Here is a 20,085-nt window from a genome sequence, read left to right as displayed (position 1 = left end):
CTATTATAAGATCTCTGAGTGATGATTATGCCTACTGTTTGTTTATACTCGATATTTTAGCTATACATCTCACCCACATCTGTAGTTCGTTAACTAACATTAGATACTATGAATAAAAAGCGTAGACCCACTCTTCAAGATGTTGCCGATCAAGTTGGTGTAACCAAAATGACGGTGAGCCGCTATTTAAAAAATCCAACAAGGGTGGCACAAAGCACTCAAGAAAAGATCGCTATCGTGCTAGAAACATTAGGCTATATCCCTAATCGTGCGCCAGAAATCTTGGCTCAATCAACTAGCCGCGCCATTGGTGTGTTAGTGCCTTCTTTAACTAACCAAGTATTTGCAGAGGTGCTGCGCGGTATCGAGAATGTGGCTGGTCAACGCGGTTATCAAGCCATGCTGGCTCACTACGGTTATCAGGCTGAAGTAGAAGAGGAGCGGGTTGCATCATTGCTCTCTTATAATATTGATGGATTACTTTTGTCTGAGAGTTACCACACCCCACGTACCGTACGCATGATTGAAACAGCGGGTATTCCGGTAATCGAAATGATGGATAGTGTGTCGCCTGCGATTCAGCAATGTGTCGGTTTTGATAACACAGCTGCCGCTTATGAGATGGTGCAAGCCATGATTGCACAAGGCCATCGACACATTGCCTACTTAGGTGCTCGCATGGATGTACGCACCCAACTTAAGATGCAAGGCTACGAGTTAGCAATGGCAGAAGCTAAGCTCACACCTTTGGCTATGACCACCAATGATGCTTCGTCGTTTTCGTTGGGAGCGTCGTTATTGCAACAAACCTTAGCGAAATACCCCTATGTGGACAGTTTTTTTTGCACTAACGATGATTTGGCCGCAGGGGTTATTTTTGAGTGCCAAAGACAAGGGATTAAAGTGCCTGAGCAGATAGGTGTTGCGGGGTTTCATGGCCATGATATTGGCCAATCCATGACGCCCAAATTGGCGAGTATTATTACCCCAAGAAATGATATTGGTCGCATAGCAGCAACTGAGTTATTAGATAGGTTAAATGGCAAAGAGATCGAACAATCCGTCATCGAGCTAGGTTATCGCATTGATCTAGGGGAAACCTTGTAGTCACCCCTAGAGTTTTTGATTCAATGTATCTATTTGCGATTAAAGAAATGCAGAGATGATGACTGCGACTATGCCGCCCGTCGTACCAATAATGGTTTCCATCACAGTCCACGTTTGCAGCGTTTGTTTTTCTGATAATCCGAGAAAACGGTTAGCGAGCCAAAAGCCGGAGTCATTGACGTGCGAGAGCACAATCGATCCACCGCCAATGGCAATCGTAATTGCCGCCAATTGAGCGCCACCTAAGCTCAATGGCTCAAGTATCGGGATGATAAGGCCACAAGCGGTTAACATCGCCACAGTGGCCGAACCTTGAATAACGCGCACAGAAGCCGACAAAATAAATGCCAGTATGACAATCGGTAAACCCGAACCTGCCAGCATATTCCCTAAGGCATCACCCACACCAGAATCAATCAGTACTTGCTTGAACACGCCGCCAGCACCCGTTACTAGAATAATGACTCCAGCAGGTTGGAGCGCACTACTACAGATTTCCATAATGCGGTCATTGGGGATATTACGCCTAACACCCAGCACATAGAATGCGATTAAACAGGCGAGCAAAATGGCGGTAAACGGATGGCCAATTAATGCGAGCCAATTATGTAGATCGGATTTTTCATCAATAAAGCGTGAAGCAATCGTTTTTAAGCCGATAAGCAGCAGTGGAAAAACGACAATACTGATTGATAGAGCAAATGAAGGAGTCGGCCCACCTTCTCGTTCACCTTTATCAAGTTGCTCGTTGGCTGGCAGCTCAACATGGACTTTTTTGGCAATAAGACTGGCAAAGAGTGGGCCGCCTAAAATCATCGCGGGAATGGATGCCAACAACCCGAACACTATCATGTAACCAAAATCAGCATTGAGTTGGGATGCGACCAAAATAAGCCCTGGTGCGGGAATTAGAAACGCTTGACAGGTTGCGATACCCGCGAGTAGCGAAATCCCTATTTTAACCACGCTGCCACCACCTTTACGAACTACAGCAAAGGCGATGCCAATCAGCAGTACCACCGCAACGTCAAAAAAGAGGGGTAGCGCACAGATAAAGCCCGTAAAGGTCATCGCCCAGTGAGCTTTGTCGTTACCAAATTTATTTAGCAGAGTATGGGCAATCTGATCCAGCGCGCCGGTTTCTTCCATTACCCGTCCAAACATCGCACCTAAAGCGACCACAACAGCAACAAAACCTAAGGTGCCTCCCATGCCTTGTTGAATCGTGTTAGTGATATCGGCGGGGTTCATGCCAGAGAAAAGCCCTGCCACTATCGATACCAGTATCAGTGATACCACGGCATGTAATCTTACTTTCATCACTAAGAATAGTAGTAAGGCGATTGAACCGAGCGCAGTTAGGATCAATGACATATCGGACATAATAGATACTTTTCCTTGTTCGTTAAGTTGTCCACATCTTTAGAGGTTACCGGTAACATGTTACCCGTAATATGATAAGGTGGGAAGTAACAAAAATTGAAAATGAGCCCGAGGTTAATAAAAATGACTAAGATAGAAGAAGGCAATAGCTATGTGTTTATGGGCGTCTCTAGTTGTGGTAAATCTTCGATTGGTGCAGCGGTAGCAAAAGCGTTAGAGACGAAATTTATTGATGGTGATGACCTGCACCCTAGAGCCAATATTATCAAGATGAAATCAGGTTCTGCGCTTAACGACACGGATCGTGCCCCTTGGCTAGAGCGTATTAATGACGCTGTGTATAGCATTGAGCAAAAAGCTGAACGGGGGGTTATTGTCTGCTCTGCGCTGCGTCGCCATTACCGTGACTTAATTCGTCAGAACAACAGTAAGGTCGTATTCATTCATCTATACGGGGATTTTGAATTGGTTAAAGAACGCATGTTTGCGAGAAAAGCTCACTTTATGCCGATTGAGTTGCTCAAAAGTCAGTTCGACACGCTTGAAATGCCCGCTACTGATGAAGCTGATGTTATTCAAGTGAGCATTGATGGCTCTTTTGCAGAAGTGGTGCAGCGCTGTATTCAGGCGATAAATGGCGAGAAATAGTAATACCTAACATTGGAGTAGAGCATAAGGCCTGTTATTGGTGATGACGTTTGGGGATTGATCTTTGCTTTAAAAAGCGAGGCGAGTCTTATTGATAACCCATAAGCAGGTATTCTCTAGGGGTCATAGGCTAGCCTATGACCCCTAATTATTTGTTTTCGATAATGTATTAACCGTATTTAGGCTGGACGTGTATCGGCAACGGGCGCTTTATTTGAAATTACGCCGAAGATAGTCCAGCCGAAGAAGGTGGCCATAGCGCCAAGCATTACTGCGGTTTCGCCTGAGCTATACAGGGCATAAAAGCTATACAAGGCACCGATCACGGCAATCACGTTGGCAATACGGGCTTTATTAAAAGGTACTTTTTGCTGTCTTTGCATTATGCCAAGGGCGGCCATCGACAGTATGTAAGGCACAATATTGGTGACGACGGCAAGGTTAACGAGTGCTTCGAACTGTTTACTCAGTGATGGACTAATGGTCATCAGAGATAAAACGGTTTGAATACAAACGATAATGGTCATACCCCAAATTGGTGCATCGGCTTTACTGACTTTAGAGAAGATTTTAGGGAAGAATCCTTCATCGGCAGAGGCTTTAAACACTTGGGCAATAGTGAACTGCCAACCTAACAGTGAACCAGTACAAGAGATAATGGCGCACGCCATCACGATTTTACCGACCACAGGGTTAAACATTTGTGCGAAGGCTAAACCAAAGGGCGCGTTTGACATAGCAAGTTCGGCATTTGGCACAATGCCGGCAATAACGTTGGTAGAGACGATATAAATTACCGCCGCGCCTAAAGTTCCGCCCATTACTGCGATAGGGACGTTTTTCTCTGGATTATCGACGGCTTCTGAGTTAGCACAGGCCGATTCTAAACCAAGGAATGCCCACAAAGTCATGGCGATAGAACCGCCTAACGCTTTGAAGAATGGCATATCATGCGGGTTCCATGCGCCTTTATAGAGATCGATGTCGAACCAGAACCAACCAATTAACGACACGCCAATCACGGGCAGAATAATCCCCCACACGGTCACGCTACTCACGCGACCTGTAATCCGAGCACCACCGAAGTTAGCAATCGTTGCCAGCCAAAGTACGCCAATGGTTGCAAGACAAATGGCCATTGGGCTTAGGTTTACATCGAGCAGCACGGCGGCATAACCCACGGCTGAGATCGCAATGGCGACGTTGGCGATGAGCAGCGAAACGGCATAGGTGTAGTTAGCCATAAAGTTGCCAGAGCGGCCGAAGGCATATTCGGCATAACCGCCCATACCACCGGATTTCTTACTGAACATACCGCACTTGGCAAAGGCGTAGGCGAGGGCAGTTGAACCCGCGGCCGTGACTAACCAAGATAAAATCGAAATAGTACCGACTTGAGCTAATTGGGTTGGCAGCATAATAATGCCCGAACCCATCATGTTGACTATGGTGATAATAGTTAATTGGACGACGCCAATTTTATTTTCTGATTTACTCATACTAATAACCTAATGTAGGTGACTTATTATAGAGAGTATGAAATTGACTGCAGAGCGGGTTAATAAACTCTGCAGTCAGTCTTCATTATTTATTTAGTACATAGCCCATTGCTTGAACTTTGCCGTCAGGAGTATTTTCGAGATAAACACCTTGTAGTTCTGGCGAGAATCCAGGTAATAAGTTGATACCTTCTTCGAGAGCTTGGAAATAACGTTGAACAGATCCACCCCATATTTCACCTGGTACCATACATAGCACTCCTGGTGGGTAAGGCAGTGCGCCTTCCGCGGCAATTCTTCCCTCAATTTTAGATAGCGGGACTAATTCAACTTTGCCACGAATAAATTCTAGGTTTGCTTCCTGTGGATCCATGACTTTGATTGGGAAATGCGCTTTGCGGAACATTTCTTTCTGCAGTTGTTTTACGTCATGGCTGACATAAAGATTGTGCATTTCTTGGCAGAGTTGGCGGATGGTATAGTCTTGATAACGCTCTTTATTTGCGTTATAGACGTTAGGTAAAACTTCAGATAATGGCGCATCTTCATCGACTAATTTCTCGAACCGAGATATTTGCGAGACCAGATGTTGCATCTTGGCCATATCTTCTGCAGGCGTCATCAGGAATAAAATCGAATTTAAGTCGCACTTCTCCGGAATAATATTATTTTCCCGTAAGAAGTTAGCCAAAATAGTTGCTGGAATACCAAAGTCGGTATATCTACCGGTTTCTGCATCTATACCTGGTGTTGTTAATAGGAACTTACAAGGGTCAACAAAGTATTGACCTTTTTCATAACCTTCGAAGGAGTGCCATTTCTGACCGGGTTCGAATTCGAAGAAGCGTAAGTCATCGGCCATTTGTTCAGTTTCATAGTCTTGCCATAGGCGGCCATCTATCATTGTCGGAACGAATGGTTTGATATATTTGCACTTTTTCAACAGTAGCTTACGTGCTTCGATACCGGCTTTTACCGCTTCGCGCCAAAGGTAACGTCCGCTTGCGCCTTCATGCATTTTCGCGTTCACATCTAGCGCCGCAAATAGAGGATAGAAGGGGCTAGTAGAGGCATGCATCATAAAAGCATTGTTGAAGCGTTTATGGTTGCAGTATCTATCTTGACCTTTGATATGTTTATCTTTTTTATGGATTTGTGATGTTTGTGAGAAGCCCGCTTGCTGTTTATGTACTGACTGAGTCACGATAATGCCAGGATCTTCAGCGGTCAGTTCGAGCAAGAGTGGCGAGCAGTCATTCATCATAGGGATAAACTGTTCATAACCAACCCAAGCCGAGTCAAACAAGACGTAATCACACAGATGACCAATTTTATCAATAACTTGGCGAGCATTATAGATAGTGCCATCATAGGTGCCGAGTTGAATAATCGCTAAGCGGAATGGGCGTTTTTCATCGGCTCTTTCTGGGGCTACTTCGCGAATTTGATCTCTTAAATAGGACTCTTGGAAGCAATGAGCGTCAATGCCACCAATAAAACCGAAGGGATTACGTGCGGTTTCTAAATAAACGGGTGTTGCACCGGCTTGAATTAACGCGCCATGGTGATTTGATTTGTGGTTATTGCGGTCAAATAATACCAGGTCGCCTTTAGCTAATAGCGCATTGGTCGCCACTTTATTTGAAGATGAAGTCCCGTTAAGTACAAAGTAGGTTTTATCAGCATTAAAGACTTTGGCTGCATATTTTTGTGCTGCAAGCGGCGCGCCTTCATGGATCAGTAAATCACCTAATTTTACGTCGGCATTACACATATCGGCACGGAAAATCGTTTCGCCAAAAAAGTCGAAAAACTGACGACCAACAGGATGCTTACGGAAGAATTGTCCGCCTTGGTGGCCTGGGCAAGCAAAGGTGGAATTACCCATTTCAACGTATTTTTTCAATGTGCCGAAGAAAGGAGGTAACAGTGCTTGCTCATATTTATCGACGGCGGTTTCAACTTGTTTTCCGTAGAAGTCAGTGTTATCGCCACAGAGTTCAAATACCCCAGTAATAGATGAACAAACATCATCTGGGAAAGTTTCTTCGCAACAAACTGAAACGAAAATCGGTAGTTTCAACCCAGTGTTTTTAATCTTTTCAACAATACCATTTCTAACATCATCAACAGAGACTACAGCCGCGCCCACATCGCAAAAATCTGTGGTTAATACGTTGACGACTTCTCTGTCGATATCGAAACAAGATCTAACAGATAAGCTAGCGGCTACTTTTAATGATTTCATAGTTAATTTCCCTTTTACTTTTTAAAAAATAGATACAAGAGTGCCTATGCTTAATTAAAAACATTAATGGCATAAAAATTAGATATAGCTATTACGTGCGCAGATTAGATGTGGCTTTGCTTATTTGGCGGGATAAATAAAAGTTAAAATATATTTATTAGCCGCGCAAATAGTTTAGCCGCAGTAAACTGCACTGATAAAAGAATACTTTGATAGTGATGCAAGTTAATAAACTAACAAAGACAGTGCATTAAGTGTTTGCAAAAATTAGAGCAATAGCACTTTAGACCTGTTCGTTGGCCTACTAACTGCGCTGAAATTAGCGAAGGAAGATAAAGGAGTGATCGAAATAGTCACGTTGACTGGGCATCATGATATGCCGTGTGCGCCGGATATGCGCCATGATTTTAGATTTCCTCTTCATATACGACTCCATTATGACTTAGAGAAAACAATTAGGTTTTTATTACAAAGAGAAGTTTATTACAAAGAGAAGTTTATATGTGAGTTGTAAATAAAATCATGATCTATGTCTTACTTTTTAATATCCGACATTAAAATTTAACCTGTTTAATAAATATTAAATCGAGTCAATCGCACTTAAGTATCGTTATCTAAATTATGAAAGTAAATATTGTCAATATTATTTAAAATATTACATTTGCATAATTAACATTATTTTTCCTATGATTTTAATTAAAAGGCTGTGGTAATAAGTATCTTGGTTTATACCGCATGGTGCACTTGCATGGTTATGCATTCATTCTATTTACAAAATCACCGGCATGCTCAGAGATTGCAAAAATGATAGTTTTTTTCTAAAATTTGAGCATTTTGGGCAGAAAGTTGCCATTTTAGGGCAGATGTTATCTTTTGGATTGAGGTAGATTAGTCAGGTCGAAACATTAATGGAAGATTAGGCATGAATAAATGGTGGCTAGGGGCGAGTTTAGTATTGTGCTTATTTGGGCAAGCACATGCTATGACGTTAACGAGCAAAGATATGAGCGAGGGCAATAAACTCACATCGCAATTAGTATTTAATGGGTTCGGTTGCCAAGGTGAAAACATTTCGCCGCAACTGACTTGGACTGAAATACCTGTGGGGACGAAAGCGTTTGCGGTGACGGTTTATGATCCTGATGCGCCAACGGGCAGCGGTTGGTGGCACTGGGCCGTATATAACTTTCCCGCAGCACAAACATCACTGGCGCAAGGTGCTGGTTCGCATGCTAATGCATTGCCCAAAGGCGCTATTGCCTTGAAAAATGACTTTGGCACCACTGACTTTGGTGGCGCTTGTCCGCCAGAAGGTCATGGTGTGCACAGGTATGAATTTACTGTGTGGGCATTGCCTAGTGCATTAGAGCTGCCAAAGGACGCTAGCCCTGCATTATTAGGCTTTATGCTCAGAGCACAAGCATTAGGCAGCGCCAAGTTGACCGCTGTATATAACCGATAACCCACTGATAATTAGGCTGGTGTCATGATCCGTTTGTTTGAATATGATTCGAAGCAGGCACAATCGTTATCTCAAGTGCCTGTGCACCAGCCGTCGATTATTCGGGTTATTCATGGGGAAAAGTCTTTACTCTGGCAAGATGAATCGGTTTTGGTGAGCCAAGGCCAGTTACTGTTAATTCCTGCGGGTTCGCATATTAGCTTTGTAAACCGACCTTTTCTTGGGCGCTATCGTGCGGTGCAGTTATTACTCCCCCACGATTTACCCCAAGGCATTTTATCGAACACTGCAGATTGGCGTGACCCAATGCCGGTTCAAAACATCTCGCGAGCCGTGGACTTAGCTTGGAATGCGTTATTGCAGAGTTTGAGTTTGTCTCTGGCAGATTCTGTTCAGCTGCATTATTTGGCCGCATTACTGCTCAGTTTGCCCGATAAACGCAGTGTGAACTGGCTGTATGGCCACACGCAACGCAGCGTGACTCAAGCCGCCTTGGCTTTGATGAGTGTGAGGCCTTCGGCGCCATGGCAGCAGGAAGAGGTTGCCGACAAGTTATACATGAGTACAGCTAGTCTTAGGCGTAAATTGGCGTTAGAAGATACGAGTTTTAGGCAATTATTAGTCGAAGTCCGGCTAAGTCATGGTTTGGCCCTGCTGCAAAACTCGGGCGAGCCATTGTTGCAAGTGGCCTTAGCCTGTGGTTATCAATCAGCGGAAAAGTTTTCTCTACGTTTTAAGCAACAATTTGGCCTGACCCCCGCCGCTTATCGTCGTACACTGTGAGAAGGAATAAATTGATACTGAAACAATATCAAGTTGCAGGAGCAATATAATGGCGGACGAACAATTTACCGACAGCGGATTTTGGAACAAGATTAAACTCTTTAGTCGTCAGGCAGGCAGAGAAGTCATTGAGCGTGCTCTGTGGCTTTATTATGCGTCGCAGCAGCCGAATACACCTAAATGGGCTAAATCTGTTATTTTTGGTGCTCTGGCATATTTTATTTCCCCCTTAGATGCGATTCCTGACTTGACGCCTTTAGTTGGTTTTACTGACGATTTGGGGGCTCTTGCCGCGGCGCTAACTATGGTGAGTTTATATATTGACGATGAGGTTAAATCTCGTGCTGCGGATAAACTCGCACTGTGGTTTGGCGATAAACCGCCTGAGCCTAAGATTTAAGGATCCTGCGTATGCCATGGTTTTATTGGTATAAAGTCACGCTAAAAATATGATTTTATTAAGACTCATCGATTGGGGTTTTATTAAAATGTTTGAGGGTAAAAATATTTTTTTGCAAACGTTTCACTATTGCTTGATTGCGCTATATGCTAGCGCTGTTTTGTAAACTCCTTGTGTTTGTTTAGGCAGATAAATGAAAAATATTATGGTAGTAATCCTATGGTTTTTAGGTGTTTCTGCCGCTACTCCCGCGTTTACCAATGAGGCATCTCCGGAACAACTCGCCCGTCTTTACCTCGATTTTATGGCGCAAAATAGTCGCCAGAGTGAAGCTTTGTGGCCGGGATTTCGCCTTGAAGATAAAGTACACCTTTTCAGCTATGGTGGTAACGTTTGGTTGCGTCAGCCTGGAGGAGAGGTCATTCAAGACAATAGTGTCTTGGAGTCCGTTAACCTGCATTCGGGTCTGTCAGTCAACTTTGGCTTTCCGCAGTATCAGGGTCAACCTGGGGTGTTGATCCAGCTTGAAACACCAAATATTCAATTTAACGCCGACACTAAATCTACAGATCTCACTTTTCTCATCTGGGCGGGTAGTGCCTTACATGAGGCTTTTCATTTTTATGCCCAATCCGAATGGCGGGTACTAGAAGATAGCCGTCATTATGAAGGTGAAGTGTTTCCACTCAACTTCGATGCTCGTTATTACCGTTTACAGTTATTTGATGCCTTAATGGCGGCATTAGCAGAACCTGAGCGGCAGTCTTTGTTTTTGGGTCATGCAGCCTATTGGTTGCAGCAGTGGCGGCAAATGGCGCCCAATGAATACCGTGTGAGCTATATCAATGATTTAATTGAAGGCAGTGCCAAGTATGTCGAATTAGTTGCTAGCGCACGTTTATTAAGCCGAAATCAAACTTTACTCGGTTACCAGCAAATACTGACTCAATATGTGCATGATTATTATCAACAGCAGGCAAAGTGGGCTGGTTGGACTGCGGAAGCGGAAAATATAGGTGCTCTGGCTGGTATATTGCTGGATAGTACTCAAGATCCTTACCTGTGGAAAGAGTCGGTTATGTCAGGGATGTTGCCGGTAGATATGCTGTTAAATCCCATTAGAGCAGTACAACCTGCAGATAAAAAAGATAATAAACAGAAAAAATATTTGCAGGATATGTTGGCTTACTATCCCGCCACGCAAGAGAAGTTGTCTCAGCTGTTACTCAATGTGCAAGATCCTAAAGTGCCGTTATTGGTGATGCCGAGCGTGAGTGATGGCAGTAGTTTTATTGATGTTGGCGCGGTGCGTTCAGGGTTTTATGTTGTGCCTTATCAAGATGAAATGACTCAAGCCTATTTAGGCATGAGTTCACAATTTAGTAACTTGACCGTGAGTGGCAGTCCATTACTCGATGTGCCGATGCAAAATTTTTGTGAGGGCATTGAGGCTGCAACTCTGTTACCTTTGGCATTCCCTTTTCAACGAGAGGGTCAGTATCTGGTATTTAATGAAGCAGAAGTCCATGGAACTATTAGGGTTTCTGCAAGTGTTGTTGATGGAAGAACCCTCTACTGTGCGATGAATTAATAATGAGAAAAAATCAGCTCGAATTTACCTATATGCGTGGCATTGCGATTATTTTTATCGTCTTGGGCCACAGTATTTATAACTCAGGGGAAGGTTTCCCGCTATTACTGGAAAATTTATTGCGAGGAGGTACGGCATTATTTGTGTTTATCTCTGGATACTTTTTTCATCGAATTTTTTATAAGGATTTTGACTATAAAAAGTTTATGAAAAATAAAGTACAAAACGTACTTTATCCTTTTTTAGTTGTGTCTTTAATTGGTTTATTCTGTTTATGCTTGCGCTGGATTTTTATGGAACACCAGTCGCTTGATAAACTATTGATGAGTGTTTTTTATACGATACGAAATGGTTATATCCTTTATCCACATTGGTATATTCCATTTATTATGGCAGTGTTTTTATTTTCACCGATTTTTTTGTGGTTTATTCGTTGTTCGCAACAGATGCGGTGGACGCTATTTGTACTGAGCTGTATTGTTGCTATTTTATTGCATAGGCCGGTGGGGAATATTAACTTTATCCACTCTATGGTGTATTTTATGCCTTTTTATTTAATTGGTATTCTATACTCCCAAGATGAGCATTTTTTGAGACGTTTTGGCTCTATTATCAGTGCATTAGCAGTGATATTTTTAATCGTCAGCTTGGTCGAACAGAGTTACGTCGTGCAGCATATTGGTAACTACCATAAAGCACCGTTTGAATATAATGGTATTGATTGGCAGTTTATTCAAAAGTTAAGCTTGTGTGTGTTGGTGCTCAATTTTTGTGAATGGTTATCTGGGCGCAGTCGTCTACCTTGGTTAATTGAAATTGCTGAGATGAGTTTTGCAATTTTCTTTATCCATCCACTTTTCGACATGATGTTTAACGTCACTGCGACTTTAATGCGTTTCCGTTTACCACCAGGCTCTTGGGTAACTAGCATACTATTTTCAGCGGGTATTTTTATCTTCTTAATGGTAGGCAGTATTATCACGGCGCGCTTTATTAAGAAACGCTTAGGCACCCGATCACGGATTTATATTGGCTGGTAACCCATTATTTGCTTAAAACTAACATAAGGGTTAATTCAGTTTGAATTTATTCCCTTATGTTAGGGTGTTTCTATCTAAAAAATGGAGAATACCATGAAACCTCGTACTACCTTATTCACCCTCGGACTTATGAGTTTATCTTTTATTACCTTTCCTTCAGTAGCAACGCAAACCTACCCGCAGGCGATGAAAACCCAAGATACTTTCTTTACGAATATCGCATCCTATTGTGGCAAAGCCTTTGCTGGAAAAGTGGTATCGGGTGACGCCGCCGACGCTGATTTTAGTGGTAAGCCACTGATTATGCACGTACGAGAATGCAGCGATACAGAGCTTAACATTCCGTTTCATGTGGGTGATGATCACTCGCGAACTTGGGTACTGACCAAGACGTTGCAAGGGCTAAAGCTGAAACATGATCACCGTCATCAGGATGGAAGCGAAGATGCCGTAACTATGTATGGTGGTGATACGATTACTGATGGAACATTGCAAAAGCAGTCCTTTCCTATTGATAAAGATTCAATTGATAACTTTGTTAAAAATGGTTTAACTCAGTCGATCACTAATGTGTGGCATATTGCAATTACGCCAACGACTTTTAGCTATCAACTCACACGGGCCAACCGCGATTTTTAAGTCGACTTTGATCTCACGCAGCCGGTTATATTACCGCCAGCGCCTTGGGGGCACGAGTAAGTTTAAAGTGGTTTGTGTGGGCTGAAAATCGAATGCAGTTTTAGTAAGATAGATTTTGACAAAAACGGCGAGCACTGAGGCTCGCCGTTAGATTAAAATGTTTAACGCTTTGTGTTAGTTGGTTTTAGGCTCGAAGCTAAAGGCTTGTCCTGCCAGTGCAGCTTCAAACATTAAGCCGCCTTTAGCTGCGGTAAATACCGCCATACCGTTGATATAAGAGCCTTTGGCTGAGCTATTGCTGCCAGCTTGGCCTGCGCCCGCTGAGTTACCTGTGGTGCCTGCCTGTGCGCTCGCGCCCATGTTTATCGCCACTGCTGAAGCTTGAGCATCAAACTCGAAACTACCACTGGTAAAGTTTTCATACGCTTTAGCATCTTTAAAGAAGATGATTTCGCTATAGGCTTGCCCACCTAATTGAAACCCGATAGATAATTGAGTCAGGCTCGAGTCACCCACATAGACGCCGCCTTTGTAAACGCGGCCCTTACCATAGGCAGCACCAATACCAATGCCACCTTTTCCAACAGTAGGGAACAAGGCGTAGCCATAGGCGGTGTCGAAAAATTTACTGGTTTCTTTCGCTTTTTGAAAATTAACCACAGCCTGCTCGTAGCTCTCGTCAGCGAGTGCTATTGGTGCGGTAAATAAACTTACGATTAGGCATGTCGATGCCGCAATGGCTGTTAAAAATGATTTCATAGTGGTGCCTCTTCAGTTTTAAGTTTATCAAGATTAGTCGTTATTGAAATAAATGACAGCCTAAACCGTTTATGTGTCAGCTTAGGTTCAGCGTTCGACTCACTTGTCGGAACCTTGTGATGGTACTTGTTGGAGTATTGATGTGCTGATTAGTTCTTAGATCATCAAGAACTTTATTTTTGGTCACCATCGTCTTGCTGGACTTGGTGTAAAAACTCATATTCCTCTGGAGTGAGGACATTATGAATTACGTGTGGCTGTGACGGTTGTTTAGCCATACGGCCTTTTAAATAGGCTGAACGAGTGATTTGCTTTAAACCGTATACGGCCAACATATACATGCTAAGCAGTAAAGTGAGCCTTGGTAGTGCATTGGGTAATAAAGATAAATTATCACCAAAATAAAAAGGCAGAATCACTACAAATACACGTATCAGCCAGTTTAATAGCATGGCAAGCGTTAATCCTATTAACCAACGAAACCGAATGGTGCCGAGTGTCTCTTGGGAGGATGTCATGTTTGTTTGTTTTTGTTTATGCCGGTGAAATAGCATCCACAATGCAATAAAGTAATAACAGGTTTGTATCGATAACAATGCGGGCAGTAGAGCGCTCCAGTGGTTGATATTTAGTTCGCTAAATATCAGAACAACAGATGGCCATTTGCCAGTTTGATATCCCGTTAATTTGATAACAATATCGATAATAGCGAAGAGTAAGGTGAGTAATGCTGGCCAGTAATGTTTGGAAAAAGCAATGGGTTGATTGGTTTGGTTTAAGCTGTTTTTACAGTACAAATACAGTAAAGGCATAAGTAAAAAGTAAATCGGACTAATAAGATTAAACAAGATATGTATCGGGATCGGGGCGTTATCGCGGTTAATTAAACCTGTAAGAAAATACAGTGCGATAAGGCTTAAAAAACTAGCCAGCAAATTTTGATGTGTCTCTGCTTGGTAAAAATAGCGAATATAAATCGCTAATGCGAGGCAATGTAAACCGCCAAATAGTGATAACCACCAATAGGCTTGAGCAAAAAAGCCATTAAATTCGTTCATATTTGATATCCAAACAACCTGAAGATGCAGCGTGCTGCTGGAATTTAATGCACCCCATATCTTGAGACTTGTTATATCAGGGAACTGGACGCGATAAAAGAACGACGTTAGTTTTTTTGCTGAATAGCAATACGCTGGTGGCGATTTGATGCTGCTTCTGGTACCACACTCGGAACGGGTGTGCGTTCGGCAAGTAAGTGTTTGATTGCTCGGATGGGGTGTGGCAATAGCATTCGAGGGCCAGAGAAAATCATAATTTCTTTAACCATTTGCTTCTGCTCGGGTTTATAGCAATGTATCGGGCATTTATTGCAGGTCGGTTTACTCTGTCCATAGGGGCAGCGATCTAGACGAGTTGCGGCATAATCCAATAACTCAATACAATCAGTGCATAGACCGGTTATATCTTGGTTTTGATGCTTTGCTTTACAGTGTATCTTCATCATCGCAGCTATGGTTTGGTGCTCGTAAAGCAGTTTGCCCGTTAGCAGTTGCGCTGCATCCATTGGAATACCTTAGTCTGTTACTCGGATATCCCATCATAAGCAGTGAAGTTAGTGCTGACAAAACAGAAGCATCAATTTATGAAGATGCGCACAAAATGAAACTTTAAATAACCTTAAACGTGCACCTAAAATAAGCTTTAGATATGCATCACTTTGTCTGCAGCCAGTGTCCAGCGAGTTAAGTCTTGTAGCGTACCTATGTGCGCTCCGTCAATCATCATCTCTGCAGTCACACCTCGAGCTTGCGCGCAGGTTTTACACAATAAAATAGGGACTTGCTGCGCCAAGAGGATCTCAAACATCTGTTGTAGGTTGTAACTTAAATCAGGTGTGGTTTGATTTTTTAACGCACCAAACACCGCATCGGACATGAGAAACAGCTTAAGATCGATAGTTTGCTCATCTTGATCCTTCAGTGCTAATGCGATGCGTAAGCTATTAAATAACTTTTCTGTTCCGTAGGGGCTAGCGTGGGCGACAATAAGAATACGTTGCATTAGGGTTGTCCTTAATCTGTAGTTCACAGTGACATGGGATTTATAAGTGAACTGGTGTGTAGCAGTTTAACGTAATTGGCTATAACTATTTGAGTGCTAGATCGTATAAAAAAGTATAAATACTTGATTTACACCGACACAATGGACTTTAATAGCGGTTAATCTCTGCTCAATTTCAGGTGGATTCGGTTGTCATTGTTCCGATGTTAACGGGCTTTGGCATACCCATTGACATTGCTTCTGTCGAGAAGCCGTCATCAAAGGTGAATAACAATGAAGATTTTAGTCATATTGATACTGATCGCAATCGGTGTGTTTTTATTTCGTCGCACACAGCGATTGGCGAAGGAAGAGCAAGAAGCGTCGCAGCCTAAATCGGCGCCAATTACGCCGGTTGTTCCTCGCGAAGAAGTACCTAGCTCACCTGCAGCAGAACCCGAGCAGATGGAGCCTGTTGATCTAGCAGTAGTGACTCCAGTGGTGGAAACGGTGATTGAAGTTGAAGCTGAATTGATGCCACGTGACCCCGAGTATGTGCAGAGTGCTATTAATATTTCGGTCGATATTGATACTGATATTATTGAAGTCGATATTCCCGCGACGCATAACGAACAAGCGGTAATCATCTTAGGTTCAACAGATGTAGATGAACAAGCCGAAGCCGCAGGTGCCGACGTACTTAAGGCTGAAATTCAAACTGCTGCGCCAGTAGCGACTGGCGCCCAGGCCCCCGGCGATTGGGCGAATGTGACTTTAATGCGCGCTTTTAAAGAGTACCAAGCGGCAACCTCAGTAAACGAGCGTTACAGTGCATTACAAAATATGGTGGGTGAGTGCTACAAGCAGCGTAAATCTGCTGATTATCGTAATTATGGCGCTCAGTTGGTACAGGAATATATTGCATTATTCCAAGCGGTAACTGCTGAGCAAGGTAAAACTGCTGAGCTTAAATCCACAGGTTTCCTCCATTTGGCGACGCTGCTTAATGATACTCAAGCGTTCGATGCTGCAATTGCCCTATGCCGTAAAGCATTAGAATTTGGGCTGAGCGATGGCACGGTAACGGGCTTTGAAGGTCGTATTGCTCGAATAGAAAAAGCTCAGACTAAAGCAGCTACAACTTAACATAAGTGTGTGGATTAAACCCTTAGGCGAAAAGCGGTTATTTACCTCGTCTAGGCAGTGTAGAATCCTCCTTAACTGATGCGCAAAAGGCGAACCAAGGTTCGCTTTTTTTATGGGCCTATTTTATGGGCTTAAGTAGGGGAAAATGAAACTAGGTTATAGCTTAGCAAATGTCTTATTAGTGCTTGGCATACTGCTACTCAGTGGTTGCACTAAAACGGCAGAATGGACACTGTTTTATTATCCCGATGCGAGTGCCATTCCGGTGATGCCTTTACAGGCTGAAGCGATTAATGGTTACTATGAAACACTAGAGCAATGCCAAAGTAAGGCACACGGCATGCAGCGTTTAAGTAGCTCTGGTGTGAGTGGTTTTGGCCTTGGCGTCTACCAGTGTGGGCATTTATGTGAATTTGACGATAAGTCGGTGCTGGTTTGCAAAACCTTGAGCCAATAGGTGGGTAATGATGAAATTTAAACAGGATTTTTTTACCCAGCTGCCAGAGTTTTACTCGCAGGTTTATCCGCAGGGGATCACCAATCCCCAGTGGCTAGCGTGGAGTGACGATGCTGCGCAATTAATTGGCTTAACCCGGCCAACCGATGAGCTATTACTCGGTTTATCTGCCAATGCTGCTATCGATGGTGCAACTTACTACGCCCAAGTATATAGCGGCCACCAGTTTGGTGGTTATACGCCGCGCTTAGGCGATGGACGCTCAATTATCCTCGGCGAAGCGGTTGGCCCAAACGGTACGTGGGATGTCGCGCTTAAGGGCGGCGGCCCAACACCATACTCGCGCCGTGGTGACGGCCGTGCGGTGATGCGCTCAGCGGTACGCGAGTTTTTAGTCTCAGAAGCGCTGTATGCTTTGCAAGTTCCCACTACGCGTGCTTTGGCCGTGATCGGCTCAGACTTACCCGTTTGGCGTGAGAGCCAAGAAACGGCAGCGATTACTGTACGTCTAGCTCGTAGTCACATTCGCTTTGGTCATTTTGAGTTTTTTTGCCATAGCGAACGTGGCCGCGCTGATAAACTGATTCAATTACTCAATTTCACGATCACTCAGCATTATCCTCATTTGAGTTGTGATGCCGCAGGTTATAAAGCGTGGTTTTTACAGGTGGTGCAAGATACGGCCAAAATGATTGCCCATTGGCAAGCGGTAGGTTTTGCCCACGGGGTGATGAACACCGACAATATGTCGATTCTGGGTGACAGTTTTGATTTTGGCCCTTTTGCATTTTTAGATACCTTCCAAGAAGATTTTATCTGTAATCACTCTGATTCAGAGGGGCGTTATGCTTTTGGTCAGCAGCCGGGTGTTGGATTATGGAACCTACAACGCTTAGCGCAAGCATTGACACCTGTTATCCCATCTGATGATTTAATTGCCATCCTTAATCAGTATCAAGAGGCGCTAGTTCAGCCTTATTTACATTTGATGCGCGCAAAATTAGGTCTGCCAACATTAGTTAAACCAACGCCAGAGCAGGATAAGCAAGACCTTGAGCTTATTGGTCGTTTGACTGTGTTAATGGAAAAAAATCAACTCGATTACACTCAGACATGGCGTCAATTAGGTAAGGTCGACCCGACCAGTCAACACAGCGGTTTACGGGATGATTTTATTGATGTGGCGCAATTTGATACTTGGTATCAAGCCTATCAACAGCGATTAGGTACAGTGGCTGATGTGGATGAATGGCAAACTGAGCGTAATGCAGTGAATCCAAAATATATTTTGCGTAACTATTTAGCCCAAGAGGCGATAATTGCGGTGGAAGAGGGTAATCTTGCGCCATTGCACCGATTGCAGAAAATTTTAAGCCAGCCTTTTGCAGAACACACAGAAGATGAAGACTTAGCTAAACGTCCACCGGACTGGGGCCAAGGTTTGATTATGTCATGTAGTAGTTGATTGGATAAAAAACATGAAATTAGCTAGCACTCAGATACAAGCCATTCGCTTAGATAAAGAGGCGTTAAGTTTATCAATTAGCGCCGATATTGATTTTGATCGTTTTGTCGATTTTGCCGAGCCACTTGCAGCGATACTCGATTGCACTGTGGGTGGGCGTCAGTGGGGCGCCGATAGGCATCAATGGTTATTAGCATTTGAAGGGAGCCTGTTATGGCTCAATTATGAGTTTTACGGCAATATTTGCTGGCTTTCAACTGAAAATGAAGCTGATTTTGAGGTGTTAGAATACTTCGCCTCTGTGCTTAAACCTCATCTAAGAGTGAACTAATATGAATCAGAATATGACGCCGCCGACGTTAACCAATACCAGCGGTGCAGCATTCCATTTCCAAGCGTTAACGCCTGATTTGATCTTAGATGCCATTGAAAGCTTAGGTGTGTACCCTGAAACGGGTTTGCTCGCGCTTAATAGCTATGAGAACCGTGTATATCAGTTTCGTAGTGATGAAGGGTTACGTTATGTGGTGAAGTTTTATCGCCCCGATCGTTGGAGCGACGCACAGATCCAAGAAGAACATGACTATGCGTTAGCGCTCGCTGCTGAGGACATTCCAATGGCGGTGCCTGTGATTATCGAAGGCCGCACATTGCATAAGTACCAAGGTTTTCGATTTACGCTGTTTCCGTCTTTGGGCGGCCGAGCTTTTGAGGTCGATAATTTAGAACAACTAGAGTCAGTCGGTCGATTTATCGGTCGCATACATCAGTACGCTGCGCAAACCTCATTTGCTGAGCGTGAACCCTTAAATCCACAGATTTTAGGGGCCGAGCCGCTGGCGTGGTTAAAACAATCCGATCTCGTGCCTAGCAGCTTACGTTTGCCTTTTTTTACCGTGGTAGAGCAAGTGTTAGCTAAGGCGAATGCAATTTGGGAACGACAAAGTTTTGCGGCAATTCGTTTGCATGGGGATTTACACCCAGGCAATATTTTGTGGACGCCCGATGGCCCTGGATTTGTCGACTTAGACGATGCGCGTATGGGGCCGGCCATTCAAGATTTATGGATGATGCTAACTGGCGATAGAGCGCAGCAATTAATGCAGCTTGAAATCTTACTCGAGGCCTATGAAGAGTTCTGTGAGTTTGATACTAGGCAGCTTGCCTTGATTGGGCCGCTGAGGGCACTGCGAATGGTGCACTATAACGCCTGGATTGGCCGCCGCTGGGACGATCCAGCTTTCCCGATGAACTTTCCTTGGTTTGGGGATGAGAAATACTGGGAGCAGCAAATTTTATCGTTCAAAGAACAGCTATATGCACTGGGCGAACCCCCTTTGAGTTTAGTACCTTATTAATGTTCAATATTTAGCCATGTACAATCGTCGCAGTGATATTAAATTGAACTCTTAGGCGTG

At 43.7% G+C, this 20,085-nt stretch carries 21 protein-coding genes; 13 read left to right on the top strand and 8 right to left on the bottom strand.

Annotation, left to right across the window (positions count from 1 at the left end; translation table 11 throughout):
• The first annotated feature begins 108 nt into the window (after positions 1 to 108).
• Positions 109 to 1,107 (top strand): gluconate operon transcriptional repressor GntR, encoded by a 999-nt coding sequence (gene gntR / locus BW947_RS14615; RefSeq protein WP_076500792.1) that lies wholly within the window; start codon positions 109 to 111, stop codon positions 1,105 to 1,107.
• Between the two features lie 39 nt (positions 1,108 to 1,146).
• Here gntR and gntU read toward each other — a convergent pair whose 3' ends face one another.
• Positions 1,147 to 2,490 (bottom strand): gluconate transporter, encoded by a 1,344-nt coding sequence (gene gntU, locus BW947_RS14610; RefSeq protein WP_076500790.1) that lies wholly within the window; start codon positions 2,488 to 2,490, stop codon positions 1,147 to 1,149.
• A gap of 123 nt (positions 2,491 to 2,613) precedes the next feature.
• Between gntU and BW947_RS14605 the strand changes: the two genes are divergently transcribed.
• On the top strand, positions 2,614 to 3,138 hold the full coding sequence (locus tag BW947_RS14605; RefSeq protein WP_083948217.1) for a gluconokinase: 525 nt from the start codon (positions 2,614 to 2,616) through the stop codon (positions 3,136 to 3,138).
• A gap of 179 nt (positions 3,139 to 3,317) precedes the next feature.
• On the opposite strand, the gene potE is transcribed toward BW947_RS14605, so the two are convergent.
• The 3 genes from potE to speFL form a co-directional block, all read right to left on the bottom strand.
• Positions 3,318 to 4,637: a putrescine-ornithine antiporter gene (gene potE, locus BW947_RS14600; protein WP_076500788.1), complete on the bottom strand. Its 1,320-nt coding sequence runs from the start codon at positions 4,635 to 4,637 to the stop codon at positions 3,318 to 3,320.
• An 85-nt stretch (positions 4,638 to 4,722) separates the two neighbouring features.
• Entirely contained in the window at positions 4,723 to 6,885 is a 2,163-nt protein-coding gene (gene speF / locus BW947_RS14595; protein ID WP_076500786.1) for an ornithine decarboxylase SpeF, read from the bottom strand.
• Positions 6,886 to 7,204: 319 nt separating this feature from the next.
• Complete coding sequence (gene speFL / locus BW947_RS19095; RefSeq protein ID WP_224022194.1) at positions 7,205 to 7,288, bottom strand: leader peptide SpeFL; 84 nt, start codon at positions 7,286 to 7,288, stop codon at positions 7,205 to 7,207.
• A 519-nt stretch (positions 7,289 to 7,807) separates the two neighbouring features.
• On the opposite strand from speFL, the gene BW947_RS14585 reads away from it, so the two are divergent.
• The 6 genes from BW947_RS14585 to BW947_RS14560 all read left to right on the top strand — a co-directional run bounded on the left by BW947_RS14585 (position 7,808) and on the right by BW947_RS14560 (position 12,800).
• Complete coding sequence (locus tag BW947_RS14585) at positions 7,808 to 8,347, top strand: YbhB/YbcL family Raf kinase inhibitor-like protein (protein WP_076500784.1); 540 nt, start codon at positions 7,808 to 7,810, stop codon at positions 8,345 to 8,347.
• Between the two features lie 24 nt (positions 8,348 to 8,371).
• A complete protein-coding gene (locus BW947_RS14580; protein WP_076500782.1) occupies positions 8,372 to 9,130 on the top strand; it encodes a helix-turn-helix transcriptional regulator in 759 nt (252 codons plus the stop codon).
• 49 nt (positions 9,131 to 9,179) lie between these two features.
• Positions 9,180 to 9,530, top strand: a complete 351-nt coding sequence (locus tag BW947_RS14575; RefSeq protein WP_076500779.1) for a YkvA family protein — start codon at positions 9,180 to 9,182, stop codon at positions 9,528 to 9,530.
• Positions 9,531 to 9,723: 193 nt separating this feature from the next.
• The gene (locus BW947_RS14570; RefSeq protein ID WP_076500776.1) at positions 9,724 to 11,121 is read left to right on the top strand and encodes a hypothetical protein; all 1,398 of its coding nucleotides are present in this window, start codon (positions 9,724 to 9,726) and stop codon (positions 11,119 to 11,121) included.
• A 2-nt stretch (positions 11,122 to 11,123) separates the two neighbouring features.
• Complete coding sequence (locus BW947_RS14565; protein ID WP_076500774.1) at positions 11,124 to 12,161, top strand: acyltransferase family protein; 1,038 nt, start codon at positions 11,124 to 11,126, stop codon at positions 12,159 to 12,161.
• Between the two features lie 93 nt (positions 12,162 to 12,254).
• A complete protein-coding gene (locus BW947_RS14560; RefSeq protein ID WP_076500772.1) occupies positions 12,255 to 12,800 on the top strand; it encodes a hypothetical protein in 546 nt (181 codons plus the stop codon).
• Between the two features lie 174 nt (positions 12,801 to 12,974).
• On the opposite strand, the gene BW947_RS14555 is transcribed toward BW947_RS14560, so the two are convergent.
• The 4 genes from BW947_RS14555 to BW947_RS14540 form a co-directional block, all read right to left on the bottom strand.
• Positions 12,975 to 13,559, bottom strand: a complete 585-nt coding sequence (locus BW947_RS14555) for a YSC84-related protein (protein ID WP_076500769.1) — start codon at positions 13,557 to 13,559, stop codon at positions 12,975 to 12,977.
• Positions 13,560 to 13,732: 173 nt separating this feature from the next.
• Positions 13,733 to 14,617 carry a hypothetical protein gene (locus tag BW947_RS14550; RefSeq protein WP_076500766.1) on the bottom strand — a complete coding sequence of 295 codons (885 nt, stop codon included), beginning with the start codon at positions 14,615 to 14,617 and terminating at the stop codon, positions 13,733 to 13,735.
• Between the two features lie 107 nt (positions 14,618 to 14,724).
• Entirely contained in the window at positions 14,725 to 15,123 is a 399-nt protein-coding gene (locus tag BW947_RS14545) for a nitrous oxide-stimulated promoter family protein (RefSeq protein WP_076500756.1), read from the bottom strand.
• Positions 15,124 to 15,260: 137 nt separating this feature from the next.
• Positions 15,261 to 15,620: a DsrE/DsrF/TusD sulfur relay family protein gene (locus tag BW947_RS14540; RefSeq protein ID WP_076500754.1), complete on the bottom strand. Its 360-nt coding sequence runs from the start codon at positions 15,618 to 15,620 to the stop codon at positions 15,261 to 15,263.
• 273 nt (positions 15,621 to 15,893) lie between these two features.
• On the opposite strand from BW947_RS14540, the gene BW947_RS14535 reads away from it, so the two are divergent.
• From BW947_RS14535 to BW947_RS14515, 5 genes are all read left to right on the top strand, one after another.
• The gene (locus BW947_RS14535) at positions 15,894 to 16,745 is read left to right on the top strand and encodes a hypothetical protein (protein ID WP_076500752.1); all 852 of its coding nucleotides are present in this window, start codon (positions 15,894 to 15,896) and stop codon (positions 16,743 to 16,745) included.
• 145 nt (positions 16,746 to 16,890) lie between these two features.
• On the top strand, positions 16,891 to 17,202 hold the full coding sequence (locus BW947_RS14530) for a hypothetical protein (RefSeq protein ID WP_076500750.1): 312 nt from the start codon (positions 16,891 to 16,893) through the stop codon (positions 17,200 to 17,202).
• A gap of 10 nt (positions 17,203 to 17,212) precedes the next feature.
• Complete coding sequence (locus BW947_RS14525) at positions 17,213 to 18,667, top strand: protein adenylyltransferase SelO (RefSeq protein ID WP_076500748.1); 1,455 nt, start codon at positions 17,213 to 17,215, stop codon at positions 18,665 to 18,667.
• 13 nt (positions 18,668 to 18,680) lie between these two features.
• Positions 18,681 to 18,998: a DUF3630 family protein gene (locus tag BW947_RS14520; protein WP_076500746.1), complete on the top strand. Its 318-nt coding sequence runs from the start codon at positions 18,681 to 18,683 to the stop codon at positions 18,996 to 18,998.
• A gap of 1 nt (position 18,999) precedes the next feature.
• Positions 19,000 to 20,025: a serine/threonine protein kinase gene (locus BW947_RS14515; RefSeq protein WP_076500744.1), complete on the top strand. Its 1,026-nt coding sequence runs from the start codon at positions 19,000 to 19,002 to the stop codon at positions 20,023 to 20,025.
• Positions 20,026 to 20,085: the final 60 nt, after the last annotated feature.

This window comes from Shewanella morhuae, from assembly GCF_900156405.1.
In the GTDB taxonomy this organism is placed as follows: Bacteria; Pseudomonadota; Gammaproteobacteria; order Enterobacterales; family Shewanellaceae; genus Shewanella; species Shewanella morhuae.
Note: the sequence above shows the minus strand (reverse complement) of the source record. Positions and strands in the feature narration are given on the sequence as shown.